Origin of the sequence: Sulfuricurvum sp., from assembly GCF_049277495.1 — a bacterium.
Classification (GTDB): domain Bacteria; phylum Campylobacterota; class Campylobacteria; order Campylobacterales; family Sulfurimonadaceae; genus Sulfuricurvum.
Genome location: NZ_JBASYM010000066.1, coordinates 58,457 through 76,620, shown reverse-complemented (window position 1 = coordinate 76,620; position 18,164 = coordinate 58,457). Strand labels below are relative to the sequence as shown.

General features: G+C 41.9%; 19 protein-coding genes and 2 tRNA genes. 14 read left to right on the top strand and 7 right to left on the bottom strand.

Translation table 11 applies throughout. The annotated features are described in order from the left end of the window. Positions 1 to 66 precede the first annotated feature (66 nt). Complete coding sequence (locus WAO38_RS11415) at positions 67 to 663, bottom strand: pentapeptide repeat-containing protein (protein ID WP_422237201.1); 597 nt, start codon at positions 661 to 663, stop codon at positions 67 to 69. Next, a complete protein-coding gene (locus tag WAO38_RS11410) occupies positions 660 to 1,052 on the bottom strand; it encodes a thioredoxin family protein (RefSeq protein WP_422237199.1) in 393 nt (130 codons plus the stop codon). The genes WAO38_RS11415 and WAO38_RS11410 overlap by 4 nt, the downstream gene beginning before the upstream one ends. Before the next feature lie 178 nt (positions 1,053 to 1,230). Between WAO38_RS11410 and WAO38_RS11405 the strand changes: the two genes are divergently transcribed. The 5 genes from WAO38_RS11405 (at position 1,231) to WAO38_RS11385 (ending at position 4,094) form a co-directional block, all read left to right on the top strand. Further along, positions 1,231 to 1,306 (top strand) — tRNA-Lys (locus WAO38_RS11405). 28 nt (positions 1,307 to 1,334) lie between these two features. Next, positions 1,335 to 1,409 (top strand) — tRNA-Glu (locus WAO38_RS11400). A 128-nt stretch (positions 1,410 to 1,537) separates the two neighbouring features. Then, positions 1,538 to 1,783, top strand: coding sequence for a hypothetical protein (locus WAO38_RS11395; protein ID WP_422237198.1), 246 nt, complete (start codon positions 1,538 to 1,540; stop codon positions 1,781 to 1,783). Between the two features lie 226 nt (positions 1,784 to 2,009). Beyond that, entirely contained in the window at positions 2,010 to 3,575 is a 1,566-nt protein-coding gene (locus tag WAO38_RS11390) for a methyl-accepting chemotaxis protein (RefSeq protein WP_422237196.1), read from the top strand. Positions 3,576 to 3,665: 90 nt separating this feature from the next. Beyond that, a complete protein-coding gene (locus WAO38_RS11385) occupies positions 3,666 to 4,094 on the top strand; it encodes a MarR family winged helix-turn-helix transcriptional regulator (RefSeq protein WP_422237194.1) in 429 nt (142 codons plus the stop codon). Positions 4,095 to 4,104: 10 nt separating this feature from the next. Here WAO38_RS11385 and WAO38_RS11380 read toward each other — a convergent pair whose 3' ends face one another. Then, positions 4,105 to 6,063 (bottom strand): EAL domain-containing protein, encoded by a 1,959-nt coding sequence (locus WAO38_RS11380; RefSeq protein ID WP_422237192.1) that lies wholly within the window; start codon positions 6,061 to 6,063, stop codon positions 4,105 to 4,107. Between the two features lie 287 nt (positions 6,064 to 6,350). Between WAO38_RS11380 and WAO38_RS11375 the strand changes: the two genes are divergently transcribed. Continuing rightward, a complete protein-coding gene (locus WAO38_RS11375; protein WP_422237190.1) occupies positions 6,351 to 6,509 on the top strand; it encodes a hypothetical protein in 159 nt (52 codons plus the stop codon). A 186-nt stretch (positions 6,510 to 6,695) separates the two neighbouring features. On the opposite strand, the gene WAO38_RS11370 is transcribed toward WAO38_RS11375, so the two are convergent. Next, positions 6,696 to 7,373, bottom strand: a complete 678-nt coding sequence (locus WAO38_RS11370) for a response regulator transcription factor (protein WP_422237188.1) — start codon at positions 7,371 to 7,373, stop codon at positions 6,696 to 6,698. Between the two features lie 442 nt (positions 7,374 to 7,815). Here WAO38_RS11370 and WAO38_RS11365 point away from each other — a divergent pair, with 442 nt between their 5' ends. The 7 genes from WAO38_RS11365 (at position 7,816) to WAO38_RS11335 (ending at position 15,964) form a co-directional block, all read left to right on the top strand. Beyond that, complete coding sequence (locus WAO38_RS11365) at positions 7,816 to 8,496, top strand: response regulator transcription factor (RefSeq protein ID WP_422237186.1); 681 nt, start codon at positions 7,816 to 7,818, stop codon at positions 8,494 to 8,496. A gap of 241 nt (positions 8,497 to 8,737) precedes the next feature. Then, entirely contained in the window at positions 8,738 to 9,418 is a 681-nt protein-coding gene (locus WAO38_RS11360; protein ID WP_422237184.1) for a response regulator transcription factor, read from the top strand. Positions 9,419 to 9,534: 116 nt separating this feature from the next. Next, the gene (locus WAO38_RS11355) at positions 9,535 to 10,215 is read left to right on the top strand and encodes a response regulator transcription factor (protein WP_422237182.1); all 681 of its coding nucleotides are present in this window, start codon (positions 9,535 to 9,537) and stop codon (positions 10,213 to 10,215) included. Positions 10,216 to 10,307: 92 nt separating this feature from the next. Continuing rightward, positions 10,308 to 13,055: an outer membrane beta-barrel protein gene (locus WAO38_RS11350; RefSeq protein WP_422237180.1), complete on the top strand. Its 2,748-nt coding sequence runs from the start codon at positions 10,308 to 10,310 to the stop codon at positions 13,053 to 13,055. Positions 13,056 to 13,239: 184 nt separating this feature from the next. Continuing rightward, positions 13,240 to 14,022 carry a hypothetical protein gene (locus tag WAO38_RS11345; protein ID WP_422237178.1) on the top strand — a complete coding sequence of 261 codons (783 nt, stop codon included), beginning with the start codon at positions 13,240 to 13,242 and terminating at the stop codon, positions 14,020 to 14,022. 100 nt (positions 14,023 to 14,122) lie between these two features. Then, on the top strand, positions 14,123 to 14,506 hold the full coding sequence (locus WAO38_RS11340) for a hypothetical protein (protein WP_422237176.1): 384 nt from the start codon (positions 14,123 to 14,125) through the stop codon (positions 14,504 to 14,506). Between the two features lie 162 nt (positions 14,507 to 14,668). Further along, positions 14,669 to 15,964, top strand: a complete 1,296-nt coding sequence (locus WAO38_RS11335) for a sensor domain-containing diguanylate cyclase (RefSeq protein ID WP_422237174.1) — start codon at positions 14,669 to 14,671, stop codon at positions 15,962 to 15,964. 26 nt (positions 15,965 to 15,990) lie between these two features. Here WAO38_RS11335 and WAO38_RS11330 read toward each other — a convergent pair whose 3' ends face one another. After that, entirely contained in the window at positions 15,991 to 16,380 is a 390-nt protein-coding gene (locus tag WAO38_RS11330) for a hypothetical protein (protein WP_422237173.1), read from the bottom strand. Positions 16,381 to 16,500: 120 nt separating this feature from the next. Here WAO38_RS11330 and WAO38_RS11325 point away from each other — a divergent pair, with 120 nt between their 5' ends. Continuing rightward, on the top strand, positions 16,501 to 17,250 hold the full coding sequence (locus WAO38_RS11325) for a polysaccharide deacetylase family protein (protein ID WP_422237171.1): 750 nt from the start codon (positions 16,501 to 16,503) through the stop codon (positions 17,248 to 17,250). On the opposite strand, the gene WAO38_RS11320 is transcribed toward WAO38_RS11325, so the two are convergent. Both WAO38_RS11320 and WAO38_RS11315 read right to left on the bottom strand, forming a co-directional pair. Further along, on the bottom strand, positions 17,247 to 17,684 hold the full coding sequence (locus WAO38_RS11320; protein ID WP_422237170.1) for a hypothetical protein: 438 nt from the start codon (positions 17,682 to 17,684) through the stop codon (positions 17,247 to 17,249). The genes WAO38_RS11325 and WAO38_RS11320 overlap by 4 nt on opposite strands. After that, complete coding sequence (locus WAO38_RS11315) at positions 17,684 to 18,163, bottom strand: hypothetical protein (protein WP_422237168.1); 480 nt, start codon at positions 18,161 to 18,163, stop codon at positions 17,684 to 17,686. Before WAO38_RS11315 ends, WAO38_RS11320 begins: the two co-directional genes overlap by 1 nt. Between the last annotated feature and the right edge of the window lies 1 nt (position 18,164).

The following is an 18,164-nucleotide window of genomic DNA, read 5'->3' as shown; positions in this document are numbered from 1 at the left end:
ATTTAATTATAACCTTTTCTGGACTAGAAGGTTCTTTGAAATATTATTGCTGCATCAACTTCTTTCTTAGCGGCACGTCACGTTTTCCTCTAAAATAGCTTCTTCTTTTTTTGCCAAAATACATTGTGCTTTCGTCATTACGACATTGTTAAAACGGGTTTGCCACAATAAACTTTTGGTGAATTTTACTGTCCGTAAGTCATTGTGGATAAATTTTGCATCCCCCAGCTCCGCATCCGTAAAATCGGTTTTCCTCAAAAGAGCGTTGGTAAAATTAGCTTTCCAGCTTTTCGTCGCTCGAAGATCGGCAAAACTCAGGTTACTTCTCTCTAGATGCGTTCCTTTAAAATTGGCTCCCTTAGCATGGATGCGGGAAAGGTCAGCCCCGGTCATCGTCCCTTTCCAAAAAAGGGCTTTTTCCGCATTAGCTCCGCTGAGATTGCTGTCGCTTAGATCTCCCATCTCGAAGAGACTCTCATGCAAATCGGCGCCGCTGAGATCACTGCCGTGAAAATCGCATCCGCTGAAATCGTTTTTGGATAGATCAGCTCCGCGAAGATCACACCCGATACACTCTTTTTCTTCTAACGCTTTTTTTAGATGCGTCGCATCGTATCCGCTCAATGAGACCCCCACCAAAAGTGTGAGGAAAACCCCTCTCATTGGATCCCTCGGATACGATGGAGTTCAACGAGAAACGGCTGTGAACGTTTGCTTCCCACTATCGTCTCTTTTTTGTTCCCCGCTTTATCGATAAAAAACATCGTCGGAATCCCGAAAAAATCATACCCGTCCGGAAGTTTGCTTTTGTGTACGTTTTTCTCGATCACGACAAAATTGCGTTTCATATACGTCTCGACCGCTTTGTCATGAAATACTTTTTGCTTCATATAGGCACATTCAGGACAGTCATCGGTGGTATAGATCATCAAGACCAGTTTGTTCTCATTTCCCATCTCCGCAACCGCTTGTTTAAATTGCTCATCCATTTGGATCGGCGCCGCTGAAAGGCTCAGCCAGACGAGAACGCTTATAACGATTGCTTTCAACATGTCCGAAACCTTTTGAGTATTATTGACCACAATAATATCGTTTTATACGAAAAAGCTCTTCCATTTTATACCTGTTTTCGATTATTTTACGCCATCTTGTCACTTTTTGCCAAAATACCATTGACAAAAAAGGTTGTAGCCGCTATAATTCCCGTCCACAAAGTCGTGGAACAAACATGTCCCGTTAGCTCAGCTGGTAGAGCATTTCACTTTTAATGAAGGGGTCGATGGTTCGAATCCATCACGGGACACCATGTTTTTTTCTTTTTATTGTTTTACAGTGGCTCCATCATCTAATGGTTAGGATTTCAGATTTTCATTCTGGTCATAGGGGTTCAAATCCCCTTGGAGTCACCACTACACTTTCCCTCCGCAACATACTTATAATCACATTAAGCTTTAGAATCTGACTTATTTTCTATTTCTCTATTTATTCATATCATTATTTACTTATTATTTTTTGAGAGAATATTATAAATTGGCCAATGATTTTTCTTGGAAGTGAGGGTAAAAAGATGACGATACCGTTTATGGCTTTTCAAAATGAGACTGATGTATTTGAAATCGGGAACTTAACTGCTGAAAATCGGCTTGACCGGATTTTATTACAGGGCACTTTAGATATAACCAAAGATCAGCAGGGTCTTGAGTACGCTTTTACCTTAAAAAGGATTATCGATGCCGCAATCGAGGAAATGAAACGAGATAAAAATCTCCCTTCTCGCCTTTAATCGTTATTTGGACGCTGCTCTGAATGGTATAAGCTCTTACAAATCATCACTTTTCTTCTTTATAAACCGTAAACAACATATATAATTAATTTTTATATTCTATCCAAGGCTGCTCCCGTATAAATCATCTTTTATTGACACAAAAACGAATATTAACAGCAAAATTAATAATATTATAATAATTTATGACTTATTATCTAAAAGAATAACCACTCAAAGGCATCCTGTGAACAACCTGACCATCAAGACAAAGCTTTTTATCATTCCTCTCACGTTGACAATTGTATTTATTGTCACATACCTTATTTATAGTAACGCCAATGCTGCTGCGGAAAGGGCACTGGATCGCGCTTCAGAAGCAAAAGTCATTGAAAGCGACTTTTTGCTGACTCGGATATCGGTGTATCAGTTTTTAAAAAACCCGAATCAGGATACCTTGGCAAAAGTACAAAACAGTCTTGAGGGCAACAAACAGACTATCGCCGATCTCAAAGAGAAACTCTCTCTCGATGTCAATAAAAAGAAATGTGACGAGGCCATCGCATTAACGGAAAAATACCGTGCGGACTTCGAAGAAAAGGCTCCCGTCATTACCGCTACGGATGTGATGGAAAGAAATAAAATCGATCTAAGCTCACTCGTTGCTACCGGCACCGAATTACAAAAAAGCTTGGAGGAGATCGCCCTCAGTGCAGTCGAGCTCAGTAAAAGCAAATCCAAATCGGTCGGTACCTATCTCGCCATCTGTTTTGTACTCGCACTGGCGTTTGTCTTCCTGATCAGCTATGTGGTCATGTCTTCCGTAAGAGACTCCATCCATTTTCTTGAGACAAAGATTAAAAACTTTATCGATACCAAAGATTTGAAAATCCGATTAGTCTACACGAAAAAGGATGAAATTAAAACGATCATTGACAGCTTTAATACTCTTTTAGAGGCTCTAGAGCACACTATCAAAGAGGCAAAATATGCCGCAGATGAAAATGCAACGGTTTCCAGCGAACTCAGTGCCACAAGTTTGCAAATCGGTAAAAATGCCGAGGCGAGTATGAACATTGTCCAAGACACCATCGATGAGATTCATGAAATTAAAAGTTTTATCGAATCCACTGCCGCTATTTCCGAAGAGACAAAAAACGGTATCAAGGTTGCCGGAGACAGATTAAATGAGATGCTCAAAGACATCCAGTCACTAAGAGAAGATGTGAGCCTGGCCAGTGAATCGGAAACGGCACTGGCAAGCAAACTCGAAGAGATGAGCAGCGAAGCGGCCCAAGTCAAAATGATTTTGGTCGTTATCAGCGACATTGCGGATCAAACCAACCTTCTCGCACTTAACGCCGCTATCGAAGCGGCTCGTGCGGGCGAACACGGACGAGGATTTGCCGTCGTCGCTGATGAAGTGCGCAAGCTTGCAGAGCGGACTCAAAAAAGTCTCACGGAAATCAATGCGACCATTAATATCATTGTCCAGTCCATTAATGATTCATCCGAACAAATGGGGGTAAATGCCAAAAATATCGAACGTCTGGTCGGAGTATCCGCAAGTGTTGAAGAGGTTGTCGTAGAAACCGTCAGCGCCATGAATCACTCTATCGAAAGTGTGGCAAGCAATGCGGACAATTCCATAAAAATTGCAGATGACTCGGTCAAACTCGTTGCATCGATTTCTAAAATCAATGATTTGACCGCAAGCAATGCGCGAAGTGTCGAAGAGATCGCAAGCGCGGCGGAGCATTTATACGGGCTTACCGACGGTCTGAAAAGCAAACTCGGACAATTCAAGTCATAATCTCTGCCGCACTCTTTATCCATCCGAGCATTAGCACCCGTTTGGGGATAATGCTCTTGATACCAGTATAATCTCCCAATAAGGTTTTCTATGAGTTTTGAATCCGACAATTCGATCGCTTTTCTTATTGCCAAAGCACGCAATGCCCTGAAGAATGAATTTGACAAAGAACTAAAGCCCTACGGTATTTCCTATGCCCACCGTGTTATTTTAATCAGACTCTGCGAGCAAGATGCCCTGACCCAAAAAGAACTGGCGCAAGACACCTATTTTGAACAATCCAATCTTACGTTGATGCTTAACAAACTGGAGGAAAAAGGGCTGGTCAAGCGAACCTCAAAAGAGAATGACCGACGGGCCTATCTCATCACGATCACCCCTGAGGGAAAGAAGCTTAAAGATGCTTTGGTTGAAATGGGAGAAAACGTTACCGAAAAGGCTTTGAGCGGAACCAGCAGCGAGCAGAGAAAAGAACTCTCAAACCTGCTGGAACTGATCTATAAAAATCTTAAAGCATAAAGGGAGTTTATTAAACCGTATCGACCGGTTCTCCGAAATAGTATCCTTGCGAATAATCGACTTCAAGCTCTCTGACTTTTTCTGCAACATTTTTCGAATGGACAAACTCCGCAACCGTCAGAATATTCATATTTTTTGCAAAATCTACGATCGTTTTGGTAATCATCTGAGAACTTTTGTCCGTATCGATATTTTTGATCATTGAGCCGTCGATTTTGATGTAATCGACTTTTAATTTCATAAGGTATTCAAAATTCGAGTACCCTGTTCCGAAATCATCGATTGAAATTTTTGCCCCATATTTTTTGACACTTTCAATAAACTCTAAAACTTGATCGAAATTTTCGATCCCTTCGGATTCGATAATCTCAAAGATTATCTTTTGACCGATCCCGCTCTCACCCAATTTTTTGAGAATAAAATTATAGATCTCTTTGTTTAAAATATCTTCGACTGAAATATTGATCGATACCAAATATGGCAAGTTTTCAAACCGTTTGAATGTTTTTTCAATCATAATCTTTGTCAGCTGATGATAGAGTTTGTTCTTTTTGGCAAGTTCGAGAAAATGGATAGGAGCGATGTAAGATCCTTGATTATCAATCATTCGCATCAACGCTTCATATTTCACGACTTGCTGTGTTTTCGTATCTACTATCGGTTGAAAAACGGGTACGATCCGATCTTCTTCGATCGCTTTTTTTAAACGTTTTGTCCACTCGAAGTTTTTCTCATACTCTTTGACCATCGCCATCGTGTCATCATAAATTAAAAAATTCTTCTTTGTTTTTTTAGCCAGTTTAAGAGCAATATCGGCATTGACCAACAATAAATCTTTACCATAGGATATCCCCAGGGTCGCACTCAGACTCACCTCGCTGTTTCCGCTGATATCAAAACTTTTTTGTGAAATTTGCTCACTCAGCATCGAGGCGAAAATCTTAAACTCATGCATATCCATCCCTCTGCTGCATATATGGGCGAATTCATCGGAATGGAGGCGATAGAGCCCTTCTTTTTCCGGCATGATCTCTTTTAAAAATTGCGCGAACTCTTTTAAAATCTCATCTCCGGCCTGATCGCCGTAAAGGTCGTTAATCTCCTGGAATCCGTCTATATTAATGATCATCAGAAAGAGGTTCCGCCCTTCTTCGAGTTTCTCCGTCAGCCTTCGTCTATTTTCCAATCCTGTCAGGTTGTCAAAATAAAATTGATGTTCTATGGAATCGAGCATACTGTTAAAGACGTCTTTGATCGAATCGATCTCTTCGATATTATCGTTTACTTCTACCCGTTTTTTCATATCATGCGACGAGGTAATATTGATGATCGCATTGGTAAAATTTTTGATAGGCTTGATCAAATACTGCTTCAGCTCTATAAAGATGGCCATATAAATAATAAGGGAAAAAATAACGATAAAAAGGATAAAAAAGTTGATCATATCGGTGAGGGAGACCTTAAGGTCATCAATCGGATAGGAAACATCGATGACTCCGAGAATATCTCCGGGGTGCACATTGGTATGGCATTTCAGACACGTCTCTTGTGCGACAACCGGATAATAATACTTAATCGAATCAGCATCGGATATATTGAGTATCTCCTCGCCTTTCATCGCCTTTGCGATATCGGGGCTTGCCTCTCTGAGGATTTTGTCTTTTTCTATTTCTCCGAAACGCTGCGCCACTAATTCGCTTCGGTAGACATCCACCTTCATGTTCTCATCAACGCTGTTCAATCGGCCGATGATCTCCCGCAGGTCATCTTTATTCCAGCCGCGCTGCATCGCCGAGTAAAGGGTTTCAAAAACGAGCATACTTGTTTTTTTAGCATCAATATGCGCAAGGTTTGCGATAGCCTCTTTTTTCATATACTCGCTATAGACATACGCGAAGAGAAGAGTGACCAGCATCGTGACAAAGATGATTTTTGCCGCAATTTTTGTATAGGTTGTTTTATTTGTCATGAGCACTCTACCAATCAAAAAAATGAAACTCAGGTGAATAGAAACGGATGCATCCAACGATTTTAATTCAGTTAATCCAAAAGGACTTATAAAATATATCTGAAATAATAACACTAAAATAAATATTTAGTATATTTTTATATACTGTATACGTCTAATTATACAAGAAACAGCTCATTTATGGGATATGAATCACACTTTTTCTCTTTAATTTTGCTTATTTTTCCCACTATTCATTCATACTCTTGCGATACAATTTTCAAATGATGAAAAAAAGAAGGAAAACGATGAAAACGACACTATTGGCATTAATTTCTTTAGTCTTATTCTCGACAGGATGTTCTGCCACATGGAGCGGTATAAAAGAAGACTCATCCGATGCAAAAGACTGGACTGCAAAAAAGATTGACGAAAGTGCTGACTATATCAAAGAAAAAACAGAATGATTGCATTCTGATGTGTTTTCTTTTAACAATCGTTTTTTGTGTGGCCACGTTCTCATTTTATGCCCATGGGCTTATTCCGCATGCAGCAATCAGCGGCATTTTAATCGCCATAGCCCTCTTCTTTCTCATCCGTAAATTAATTCTTAACGGCCGTTGTATTTTCGGAAAAGATCGGGATTGTTCCCCCTAAATATCAACTCTGTAGCCGAGGCCGCTATGGTTGCTGATCAGTTCCGGATAAGTTTTGATCCGTATTGCACGTATTAAAGTACGCAACGCATCGATACTCATACCATTTCCGTTCCCTATATAATTTCGTATGACTTCGTACGTGATGCATTTTCGTTTGTTCTTCAAAAAAAGGTCAAACAGAAGATATTCTTTTTGGGTCAGCTGTACCGTTGAACCGTCCGGACGGTTGACCGATTTGTTGATCGAGTCATAGCTGTAACCGTTCAATAAATCGATATGTGGAAGCAATGCGTTGTTGGATAATTTTCTGGCAGCAAACTGGAGCGCTATAAGTAATTGGGAATCATCAAAAGGTTTGATCAAATAGTAGCTGGTATCCAGATTAATCGCTTCGAGCAATATCTCTTTGTCACTGCAATTGGCGGTAATAATAATAGGGATTTCCACCTCTTTTTCCCGGAGAAACCGTATAAAATCCATTCTGTCGTTTTTATGCAGATTCAAATCGATCAGAATCAAATCGACCGTATTGTTTAATAAATTCCGGGCACCGACAGTCGTATCGGTTTCGATAACTTTCATTCCGTTTTTACGCAGCAAGGCACTATTTTTTGATCGATATACAAGATCATTTTCAATGTATAAAAGAGTTAAGTTCTCAAGTCTCCGCATAAAATTATCCTCGTATAAGTCTATTCTCCGCGTTTCTAAAATACTCTAGCTCTTAAAATAAGAAGTGGGGGGGGGTGAATAAACTATAGTATAGCGTGAATCACTATAAATAATCAGATATAAAATTATATCTATTAATCAATCAATATAATTTATAATCAATACTCCATCTTTTGCAAAAGACTTTCACAAATTCTTATAACACATAATATTTTAATCAGTTATATTATAATTTTATACAATAAAAAAAATCGCCTTTTTTCCGCACAACAAAATAATATCATTTAAAACTCATGTAATTATTATTATATCCTTATTATAAGTTGTTATGATTAACAATATTTGCTTTGTACACAATTCCAATAATGGATGCAAGGCTAAAATTTATAAAAAACTATTGAATAACATCCAAAAAACAGTAACAAAAGGGAGAGAGATACATATGTTTACATATCAGAATATCTCCCTTCTATATATCAATCACGATTTTCAGCTTCGAGAGATCGAGGCTGCTTTTATGCGTAAAAACGGACTGCACGTCCTGACTGCGGACAATACGGCAAGAGCATATGAGTTCTATCAGATTCATCAGTTTGACATCATCATTCTTGACCTTCCTCTGCCGGGGGAAAACGGGCTGGATTTTATCCGCCAGCTTCGCTATATGGAGATTTCGATTCCCGTAATTATCACAACGGACAAGAATGATCAGGAGATTTTACTCGAAGCCATCAATCTTGACATCAGCCGGTGTTTAATCAAACCGATTGATACTTTTAAGTTAATGGATGCGCTTGAGTCAACGATCAAAAAGATCCCTATCGGCGATAAAAAGACTTTCGTCAATTTACATCACGGATTCAGCTACGACAAGATTAACAAATCGGTAAACCGCCCGGACGGAACAACGGCGCAGTTGACCCAAAAAGAGTACCAGCTTCTCGAACTTCTTTTAGAAAACAATCGTAAAATCGTCCCATATAAAATGATTGAGTCTACGCTTTGGGAAAACTCCACCATGAGCATTGATGCATTGCGTACTTTAATACGTGCTGTCCGGAAAAAAACCTACCCTGACATTATCACCAACAACAATGCGATCGGCTATAAAATCAATATTTAGCAGCCGTCACTATTCCCTGTCTTAATTTATAATTATCATTTTTTTCTCATTTTAAATTTTGTAAGATTCGCCTGATTATCCTATTGGCATACAATTTATTTCTCATTTTTTTTCATTAAAATGATTCATCTATTTATTAAAGAATTCTGGAGAAATTCAATGTCCTATCTTAACTCTCAATTTTATCTTATTCAATGCTAGTTTTTTTGCTATCAGAAATAGAGGACAAATGGTATCAAGTATGTTTACCTCACAAAATTTGACCGTTCTCTATATTGAGCAAGATCCTTCAATCCGAAAAAAAGAGACGCAGCTTATGCGTGAGAATGGATTGCATATTTTAGAAACGGATAATACCGGTAACGGATGTGACCTCTTTAGACTCAATGAAGTCGATATTCTTCTGATTGATCAGCAGCTGGCTAATAACAGCGGAATAGAATTCATCCGCTGTCTTCGTGAAAAAGATGTACTGACTCCCGTGATCATCACAACGGATCATGCAGATGAAAATACCCTCTTAGAAGCCATCAATCTCGATATTACACGCTATCTGATCAGACCTTGCGGGGAAGAAGATCTCCTCAAAGCACTTCAGGCTGCTGTCAAAAAAGCGCTCAACTGCCATCCGTTGACGTTTACCCGTCTTAATCATGGATATAGTTATGATCCGATCAATAAAATCGTTAATCATCCGGATGGGACGAACCATCAATTATCCAAAAAAGAGTACCTGTTTCTCGAACTGCTCATAAAAAATAAAAATCAGATCATCCCCTATGATGTCATAGCGATATTCGTTTGGCAAGAGGCTTTTATGAGTATGGATGCGCTCCGTACACTGGTCCATACCCTTCGTAAAAAAACGTATAAGGATATTGTTGAGAACAACAACGGTATCGGATATAAAATGCATCTGTAGCGTTTCTTCAAATTCAACAGCAATTCCTGCTGAATTTCTCAGAGGTTCTCATAAAAATATAATTTCTGAACAATAAAATAACTCAATGAATTTTGTTCAAAAGAGAATGTCCGGCAATGATAAAGATCAATGAAATGACCCTTTTATATATGTACGATGACAAGAACAGCCACCAAAAAAACATTCCACTGGTGCGCAAAAGCGGATTCAATATTTTAAATGCCGATTCACCGGATACCGCATGCGCGCTTTTACAAACAAAACACGTGGATTTGGCATTGATTGATTATCATACACTTGATAAAAACGGTCTGGAGCCGCTCCGCCATCTCCGGCAAAAAGATGCCCAAATACCCGTAATCATCGCGGCTTCACATGCAGGTAAAGAAATTTTGTTCGAAACGATCAATCTGGAAATCACCCGTTATTTAACAAAGCCGATCCGCAAGCATGAGTTAGAAGAGGCTCTTAAAATATCCCTAAAAAGAATTCTTGAGCAGTCACCAATTCCTCAGAATTTATCCAATCATTTGGGCTATGACCCGATCAACAAAATAATTAATAGACCCCAAAAAGATTCCATACAATTATCGAAAAAAGAGTCTCTTCTCCTAGAACTTTATTTACAAAACAAAGGGAAGATCATACCCTATGAAACAATAGAAAACTACGTATGGCAAGGCTCGTCCATGAGTATGGATGCTCTGCGCACTCTGGTACGCAGTATTCGGAAAAAAACCTATAGAGAACTTTTCACAAATGTCAGTTCTATCGGTTATAAAATGAATTCAAACTAACATTAAACATTTTTTTTCTTTCCTAATTAATATCATAAAAATCTCATTTAGCATTAATAGAATTATCTTCGAATAATTATCAAGGATTCTAAATGACCCGATCCATTGCTACTATGAGTTATAATATTTCTATCGCTGCGGCGCTTCTTTTAGCGACAAATTCGATAGCAGCCCCAAGTGAACAGACAAAAAGTCAAGCACAGCAAGGCAGTCAAGCAGGTACCGCCGTCCAAAGCGGTATCGTTCCGGCACTTACCCCCCCAAGACCTGAAAATCCTGTTCAGGAAGTTCAGCACGGTGTTCAGAAGGAAGATGCCAAGGGAGGAATCCCATGGGGAAGCTTTCTCCTTTTTCCGGAGTTATCCGCTACCGTGATGTATGATGACAACATCTATGCCTCCCGTAAAAATGAAGTGTCGGATGTACTTTTGACAACCACTCCGGAAATACGTATGAAATCCAACTTTGACCGCCATTACTTAGAATTAGGAAGCGGAGTTGACCTGAACCGGTATCACCGTTTTACAACGGAGAATACGAATGATTCATGGGTATATGGGAAGGGGCGCATTGATCTGACCTCATCCACCAATGTATACGGCGGCGTACATCTTTCGCGTAATCATGAAGACCGTTCCTCTCCCGATGCCCTTGAAGTCGAGCAGACATCGGCATTGGCAAATCCGACCCGCTATACGGATCTCAGCGGAAACATCGGTATCTATCATGCCCTCACAGACCGCCTAGCCGTACGGTTGGGAGCTTCGGCGACCAAACTGAATTTCGAAGATACTCCTCTCGTCGGGGGCGGCACCTATTCCAATGACTACCGTGACCGCAAAGAGTCCTTGGTTGGAGGGCGCGTGACCTACACTGCATCCGATACCGTAAAACTATTTGTTCAAGGGGCAAATGACCACAGACAGTACGACACCACTGATCCGCTGCGTAACAATCGCAATTCAAGCGGCTATAACGCCGCAGTAGGAATGTCCTATAAACCCTCCGATATTCTCTCGGGCGAAGCCTATATCGGTCGCATCCGCCATTATTATGATGACCCCCTCTTCGACAATGTTGACGCAACCGATTACGGCCTGAACGTCAAATACAAAACCGCCCCATGGACAACCCTGTCACTTGATCTTTCCCGTTCGCTGGAAGAGACAACGGTACTCAATTCATCCGGATTTATCAACACCGCTTTAACCGGAAGAGTCAACCATAATCTCTCTCGCGATCTTTCACTCAACGCATCACTGACACGCCAATGGAGCAAATACAATGATATCGATCGAACCGATATCTATACCGGAGCAGGCGTCGGAGCAAAATATTATCTCTCCAATGCCGTTTATACGGCGGCCAATTATCAATACCGCAAACGTACCTCAACCGCTATGTCACAAAGCCCGGATTACATTGCTCCCGTCAACTATGCAGACTATGATAATAATCTCATCTACGTAACCCTCGGAACGGATTTTGGAACACGGGCACAGCCTGCAACACCGACATTTACCTATCCTAGCTGGTCATTATTTGCTGAGCCGTTTAGAAATACCCTCACCGGCTTTTATGCCGGAGCAACCTTGGGAGTCAACAGTCTGAATGCGGCGACCGCCGGACTGCGCGATCCTTGGACCGGGAATCCTCTCAATTACGACAATGGCGAGTTTGCCGAAACAGGGATCATCTCCGGTCTCTTTGCAGGGTATGGGCAGATGCTCGACAAACATTTCTATTTCGGGGCAGAAGCGGAATTTGATCACAGCAACACCGAACTCTCCCATGATCATATCGGAGATACACTCTTTACTATCGCTCAGAACAACGGATTTTCTCTCTCCGTTCGTCCGGGATATATGCTCGATAACGGGGCATTATTATATGGCCGTTTAGGTTGGGCACGTACCAAGTTCAACAACTATATCCAAGCCGTTGATGAATCCGGAACGTCTGTCGACGGTGTCGTTTATACGGTAGACCAAGACAAAACGATGGATGGTTTCCGTCTCGGACTGGGTACCGATATTCCAATGGGAGACAACCTCTTTATGCGCATGGATTATGCGTATACAAATTATAAAACCTACTCTATACCGGTTGCCAACGATGTAGGGACCATTCTCCGCAATGATTCTGCCGACATCACGGGCGGCACCTTTAAACTCGGTCTCGGATGGAATTTCGGCGGCAGCGATACCGCCGATAAAACCGTTTCAATCGATCCGGTTTATCTCGATGGACTCTATGTCGGCGCGATGATAGGACATGGGCCGCTCAACAGCGAAATCCATTCTCTTCACGGTGACGGAACCATTCTCAATGCCGATTTTGGGCAAGACGGATTTACCGGCGGTGCATTCCTCGGGTATGGTCAAACGTTCGGACAGTGGTATCTCGGTGCAGAACTCGAAGCCGAAGCAAGTACATTCGGATGGCATCATGACCGCCAAACACCCGGTGCAACAGGCGGGCGTGATTATTACGTCCACAAAAAAGGCGGATTCGGTGAAAGTCTCCGATTGGGATATGTGCTGAAAAACGGTTCGATGGTTTATGGACGCATCGGCCGTGTCGAGACCAAGTTTAATTCTGAGTATTTTAAAGGAAGCGCAGGCGGTAACAACTGGGTCGATCAGGACAATACCGTTATGGGAAGCCGCGTCGGACTCGGTACCGAAGTCCCATTCAACAAATCCCTCTTTATGCGCATGGATTACAGTTATACCAACTATGACGCTTATAGCTTTACAACAGGATCAGCATCTCCCGATGTCGTAACGTACGATAATGACGAGAGCATGTTCCGCTTTGGCTTGGGCTACCACTTCTAACGCTTTTCAAAACGCTTAATGCGTTTTGAAATCCTATTGTGCACTTAACTTTTTCTCCCCTCTTTCACTTCACAAAAGACGTAATCGTTTTCAAAAAAAATAAAAAAAAATAAAAAAAACCTCATAAGAATCTCATACGCCGGTTGTAGAATTTAAGAATAAATCTACATCAAAGGAGTTGTCAATGGCAACACAATCATCTTTCATTACGAAAGTTTTCACGGCAGGTAGTTTTGTAGTAGCCGCCGCATTAATTATGCCGGCATCTATGCACTTTAATGGTTTTGCAACCAATGCGTTTGCAGAAGAAAGTCATGAAGGTTCAACCGGACATAAAGGAACAAAAGGCGGTTCAGAAAAAGGACATGCAGGAAAAGGTTCTGAAGGTCATGGGAAAGACAGCTCTGTTTTCAAAGGTCAGGGGGAGCCGGATGAAACAAGTGAAGGAAAAGGGCCAAAATATGGCTCAGGCGGCAGAGACGGCGGTAAACCGGTATGGGCATCGGAAGGGATCCCTGAAGGTGATTATGGCCGTTTAAATGTTGCACGCGCACCTCAGCATGTTCGCGATCAAGCATTAGCAGAAGCCCTTAATACTGTTACAGACTGGTCTTTGTATCTGAAAACGCTAACAGAAGCGGCAGATGCTATCTATGCAAGCAATACGACATCGATTGTACGTGTTGATTCACCGACTCAAAGTCTTGCGCTCTATCAAGCACTTCTAAGAGACGGTTCTATCCCTGCGATCGGAGGCGGTTCGGCTTTTGTACAGGCAGCTATCTTTTTAGCAAGTGCATCGGATAAGACAAAAATTGTCACTACAGATACCGTCACTGCAATGAACATTATCTTAGGAGTTCAAAATCCGGTCAATCCGTCTACGGGTGTTCAAGCAACCGATGCAGAAATGGCAGCAGCAGCCGAATCTATCCGTCTGGCCATCCAAACTGCTCACGACGAATAAAACTTCGGCGGTAAAAGTCCACTAAGGTATATCCTTTGATTAGAAACGAGATGAAGTGCAATGCTTCATTCGTTTCTCCCTCTACACTAGGAGAATTTCCATGAAAACATTCACTACATTCATATCAACAGTCGCTGTTTTATCCGTATTGTCAGTTGTACAAGCAGCAGATTCAGGTGTCCAGACAACCCAACAAAGTATGCAGCAAGAGCGTGAGCGTACACAAAATGAAATCCGAAATACCTTTCGGAATATGAGTACGGATCAGCTTTTGGAAAAACGGGGAACCATGATGCAGCAAAGAGAACGTGAGCAGCTGCATAATGAACTGCAAAGCCGTTATCAGACAATGACTCAAGAGCAAAAGCAAAAATTTATGAACCGTCCCGAAAACGCTCCGCAAAAAAAGATGAATAATGCTGGCGGAATGGGCGGCGGCTCTGGTATGGGTGGCGGCATGGGCGGTGGAAAAGGCGGGCGTTAAACCCTTCTTTAAAACCAGAACCGTTGGGTGTTCAGACTCTCGGGGTTTAAGAGTATCATGAATGATTCTAATAAATAGGATGCCATCAATGATGAGAAGAGTACAAACATCATCAGCACTTTTTTTATCCTCTGCGATTATTCTGCATCACAAAGAAAAGAAATGATTCAGGAGAAAGAAGAGAATTTTGAGGAATGCAATAAGCCTAAGAATGAGTTGGCATTCATACTCGATTCTCTTCCTATCGCCGTTTATCTCTGCGAAGCGGAAAGCGATTTTGTCGTAACCTATATGTCCCCGAACGTCGTCTCCTTTACAGGTTACGATGCCAAAGATTTCATAGAAAATTCAGATTTATGGTTTTCACATATCCACCCTGACGATATTGAAAACATTTTGGGTGCACTCCATCATTTGGTTCAAAATGAAACCCGTTCATTCGAATACCGCTGGCTGAATGCCGACGGTATTTATATATGGGCACAAAATTCTCTGCGCCTGATACACCCAGAAAACGGGGAAAAAAATTATATTGCTGGAATGTGGCAGGACATTACCGAGCGTAAACAAATGGAACTGAGATTGCAAGAAAGTGAGCAGCGGTTCCGTAATATTACCGAACTGACGACTGACTTGGTATGGCAAGTCGACGAACATGGCACTTATACTTATACCGGAGAACAGGTCTATGATCTCTTAGGATATACGCCTCAGGAAGTTTATGGAAAAACCCCTTTCGATTTCATGCCCCCCGAGGAAGCTAAACGCGTAGCCGCAATTTTTCAACAGATCATCCATGAACAAAGAGCTTTTTCTTTTCTCAAAAATGTGAATTTGCATAAAGACGGGCATAAAGTCATTCTGGAAACCAACGGAGTACCTTTAATTGACACTGAGGGAATTTTTCACGGTTATTTCGGAACAGAACATGATATTACGGCACGCATACGAGCCGATGAGGAAATCAGACTTCTGGCAACCACGGACAGCCTCACCGGTATCGCCAATCGCAGAGAGTTTAATAATCAGCTCGGATTAGAAATCGAACGTGCCAAAAGATATGGAACGCCGCTGTCACTCATAATGTACGATATTGATTATTTCAAACGGGTCAATGATACCTTTGGACATGATGTGGGAGATGATGTTCTGCGAACACTTACCACCGTCGTCAAAAAACATATGCGTTCCGTTGATATTATGGCGAGGTGGGGCGGCGAGGAGTTTATGATTTTAATGCTGCAATCGGATGTGACGGCAGCGGCAAATGCTGCGGAGAAACTTCGTCAGGAGATCACCAGCCATGTCTTCAACCATGTCGGAAAACTGACGGTAAGCTTCGGAGTCACAACCTATAAGCCGGACGACGATATCAAGACACTTTTGAAAAGGGTAGATGATGCCCTCTACCGGGCAAAAAAGAAAGGACGCAACCGCGTAGAGATCCTGTTAGCATAGTTTTTTCTCAGCCCTAGGGCTCTTTATTAAAAAGAGTGCCGAAGCGCTAACCCGATATACTTGCCTTCTGAAGCCGAGTCTTGAATGACAGGTGCTAAAATATATTGATCCGTTACATAAGCACCCAATGCCGAACCGGCGATATGATAAGCAGCATCCAACATCTGTCCCTTTGCATTCCCGTGGAGAGCGAATTCAACACTCTGTTCCGCGATAATGGCTAAAGAACTGATTTCGAAACCGAGCATTCCCCGCTCAGCGCGGTACTCCGGATAATATTGGTCCACAATGGCAGTAATACCGCCGGCCATGACAATACCGCCGGCAAAATGGCTGAATTCACTGCTGGGGCTATCATTGCCATATACGCTTGATGCTATCAGTAAACTTCCGATCAATGCATTATAAACTTTCACTTATTCTCCTTCGATGATAAACAACATATTTTAATAACTGTTTTTCAATAACTGACATTATATTAAAAAGAAGTTTTATCCTCTATGCTAAAATTCAATTAAATAAACAAGGATTGCCTTATGCTTCTCAGATTCAGCCTCTCTCTTTTCATGACAACACTTCTTATGGGAACGGATTTGACGGCTCCGCTCCAATGGGGAGAAAACGTGACGGGAGTCACGACCAAGTTCCAGTCCGATAAAAAAGAGATTGCCCTCACTTTTGATGCATGCGGAGGAAATCCCCGCAGCAGCCAGTACGATGCGGGGCTGATCGATTTTCTGATAGAAAACAATATACCGGCAACCCTTTTCATCAATGCCCGCTGGATCGACAGCAATCCCGAAATCTTTGTACGCTTGGCAGCCAATCCTTTGTTTGAGATCGCAAATCACGGAACCGCACACAAGCCGCTGTCGGTTAATGGCAACAGTATCTACAATATCAGCGGAACCGCCACGAAAGAAGAAGTTCTCCAAGAAATCGGAGGAAACAGTGAAAAAATCTATGGACTTACCGGGAAACATCCCGCATTTTTCCGCTCAGGAACCGCTTATTACGATGAAGTCGCCGTCAACATTGCCCGCAGCAGCGGGGTGGAGATCGGAGGTTTTTCGGTTTTAGCCGACGCGGGTGCCACTTTTAGCGCTCCCAAAGTAGCCCAACAGATCAAAAGTGCCCATAGCGGAGATATTATCATCGCCCATATGAATCATCCCGAAAGCGGAACCCGCGAAGGGGTAATCGAAGCGATAACCGCTTTACGCCAAGAAGGATTTAGCTTTGTCCGCCTCAGCGACGTGAAAGAACACCTGATCCGTATTCCTTAGTCTCTGTATTGCCGAATAAAAATAGATCGAAAGATCATCATCCACATCCAGCACAAGGCAATTTCAAAACCAAAAAAGGCCCCTATTTTGACATAGGCAAATAGACTGAACCCTTGTGCAATCAGTATCGGACTGGATTGATCAAACGCAAAGAGTACAAATAACAGATAGATCATCCGTTGTTTCTCTTTTAAAGGTATTGCCTGGATAAATGCCAAAAAATGGAGCGAAGCCATCAAAGCGATCGCTATAAACAGCGTATGCGGAAGCGTGACTTCAAGCAGACCGTGCAAAGATTTATCCGCATAGTATTTCAAGACGGTATCCGGAGTCAACCCGACCAGCTGTCCGAATACGACCGCTCCGGTTGCCGCTTGCAGAATAACCAAAGAGACAAAAACAAGCGCTAAAAAGAGAAGAAGCCGCTGATTCATTAGAATTTTCTTCGTATCAGTAAAAGAATCAGGTCTATGGAGCTTACTACGATGAGCAAATGAAAAAGAAAAAAGGATCCGAAAGCAACAGATACCGCCGTCGCTCCGATCAAGAATGAGGAGAGCAATGCTGCCGGATAAAAGAGTAAACTTACGAGTGAGAGGGTGAAAAAAGCCATTTTGACCCCCATTCGCCGTGATGTTCTGGCATAAACAGAAGCGACAAGGATAAACATCAGCATAAGACCGAAAAGATCGGTATGAACACTTAACAACAAATCATTCATGCTCAATGGATCCGTAAACTCTTCGGCATTGCCGAATACCGTGTTGATCCATTGTGCAGGCGTCATACCGTATTCAATCACTTTTGCTGTGACGCTAAGCCCTGCGGCGAACATAAAAGCAACCAACATCCACAGAATGATGGATCGTAAAAGCGTATTATCGGAAAGTTTTTTAGAGGCAATAAATTTCATG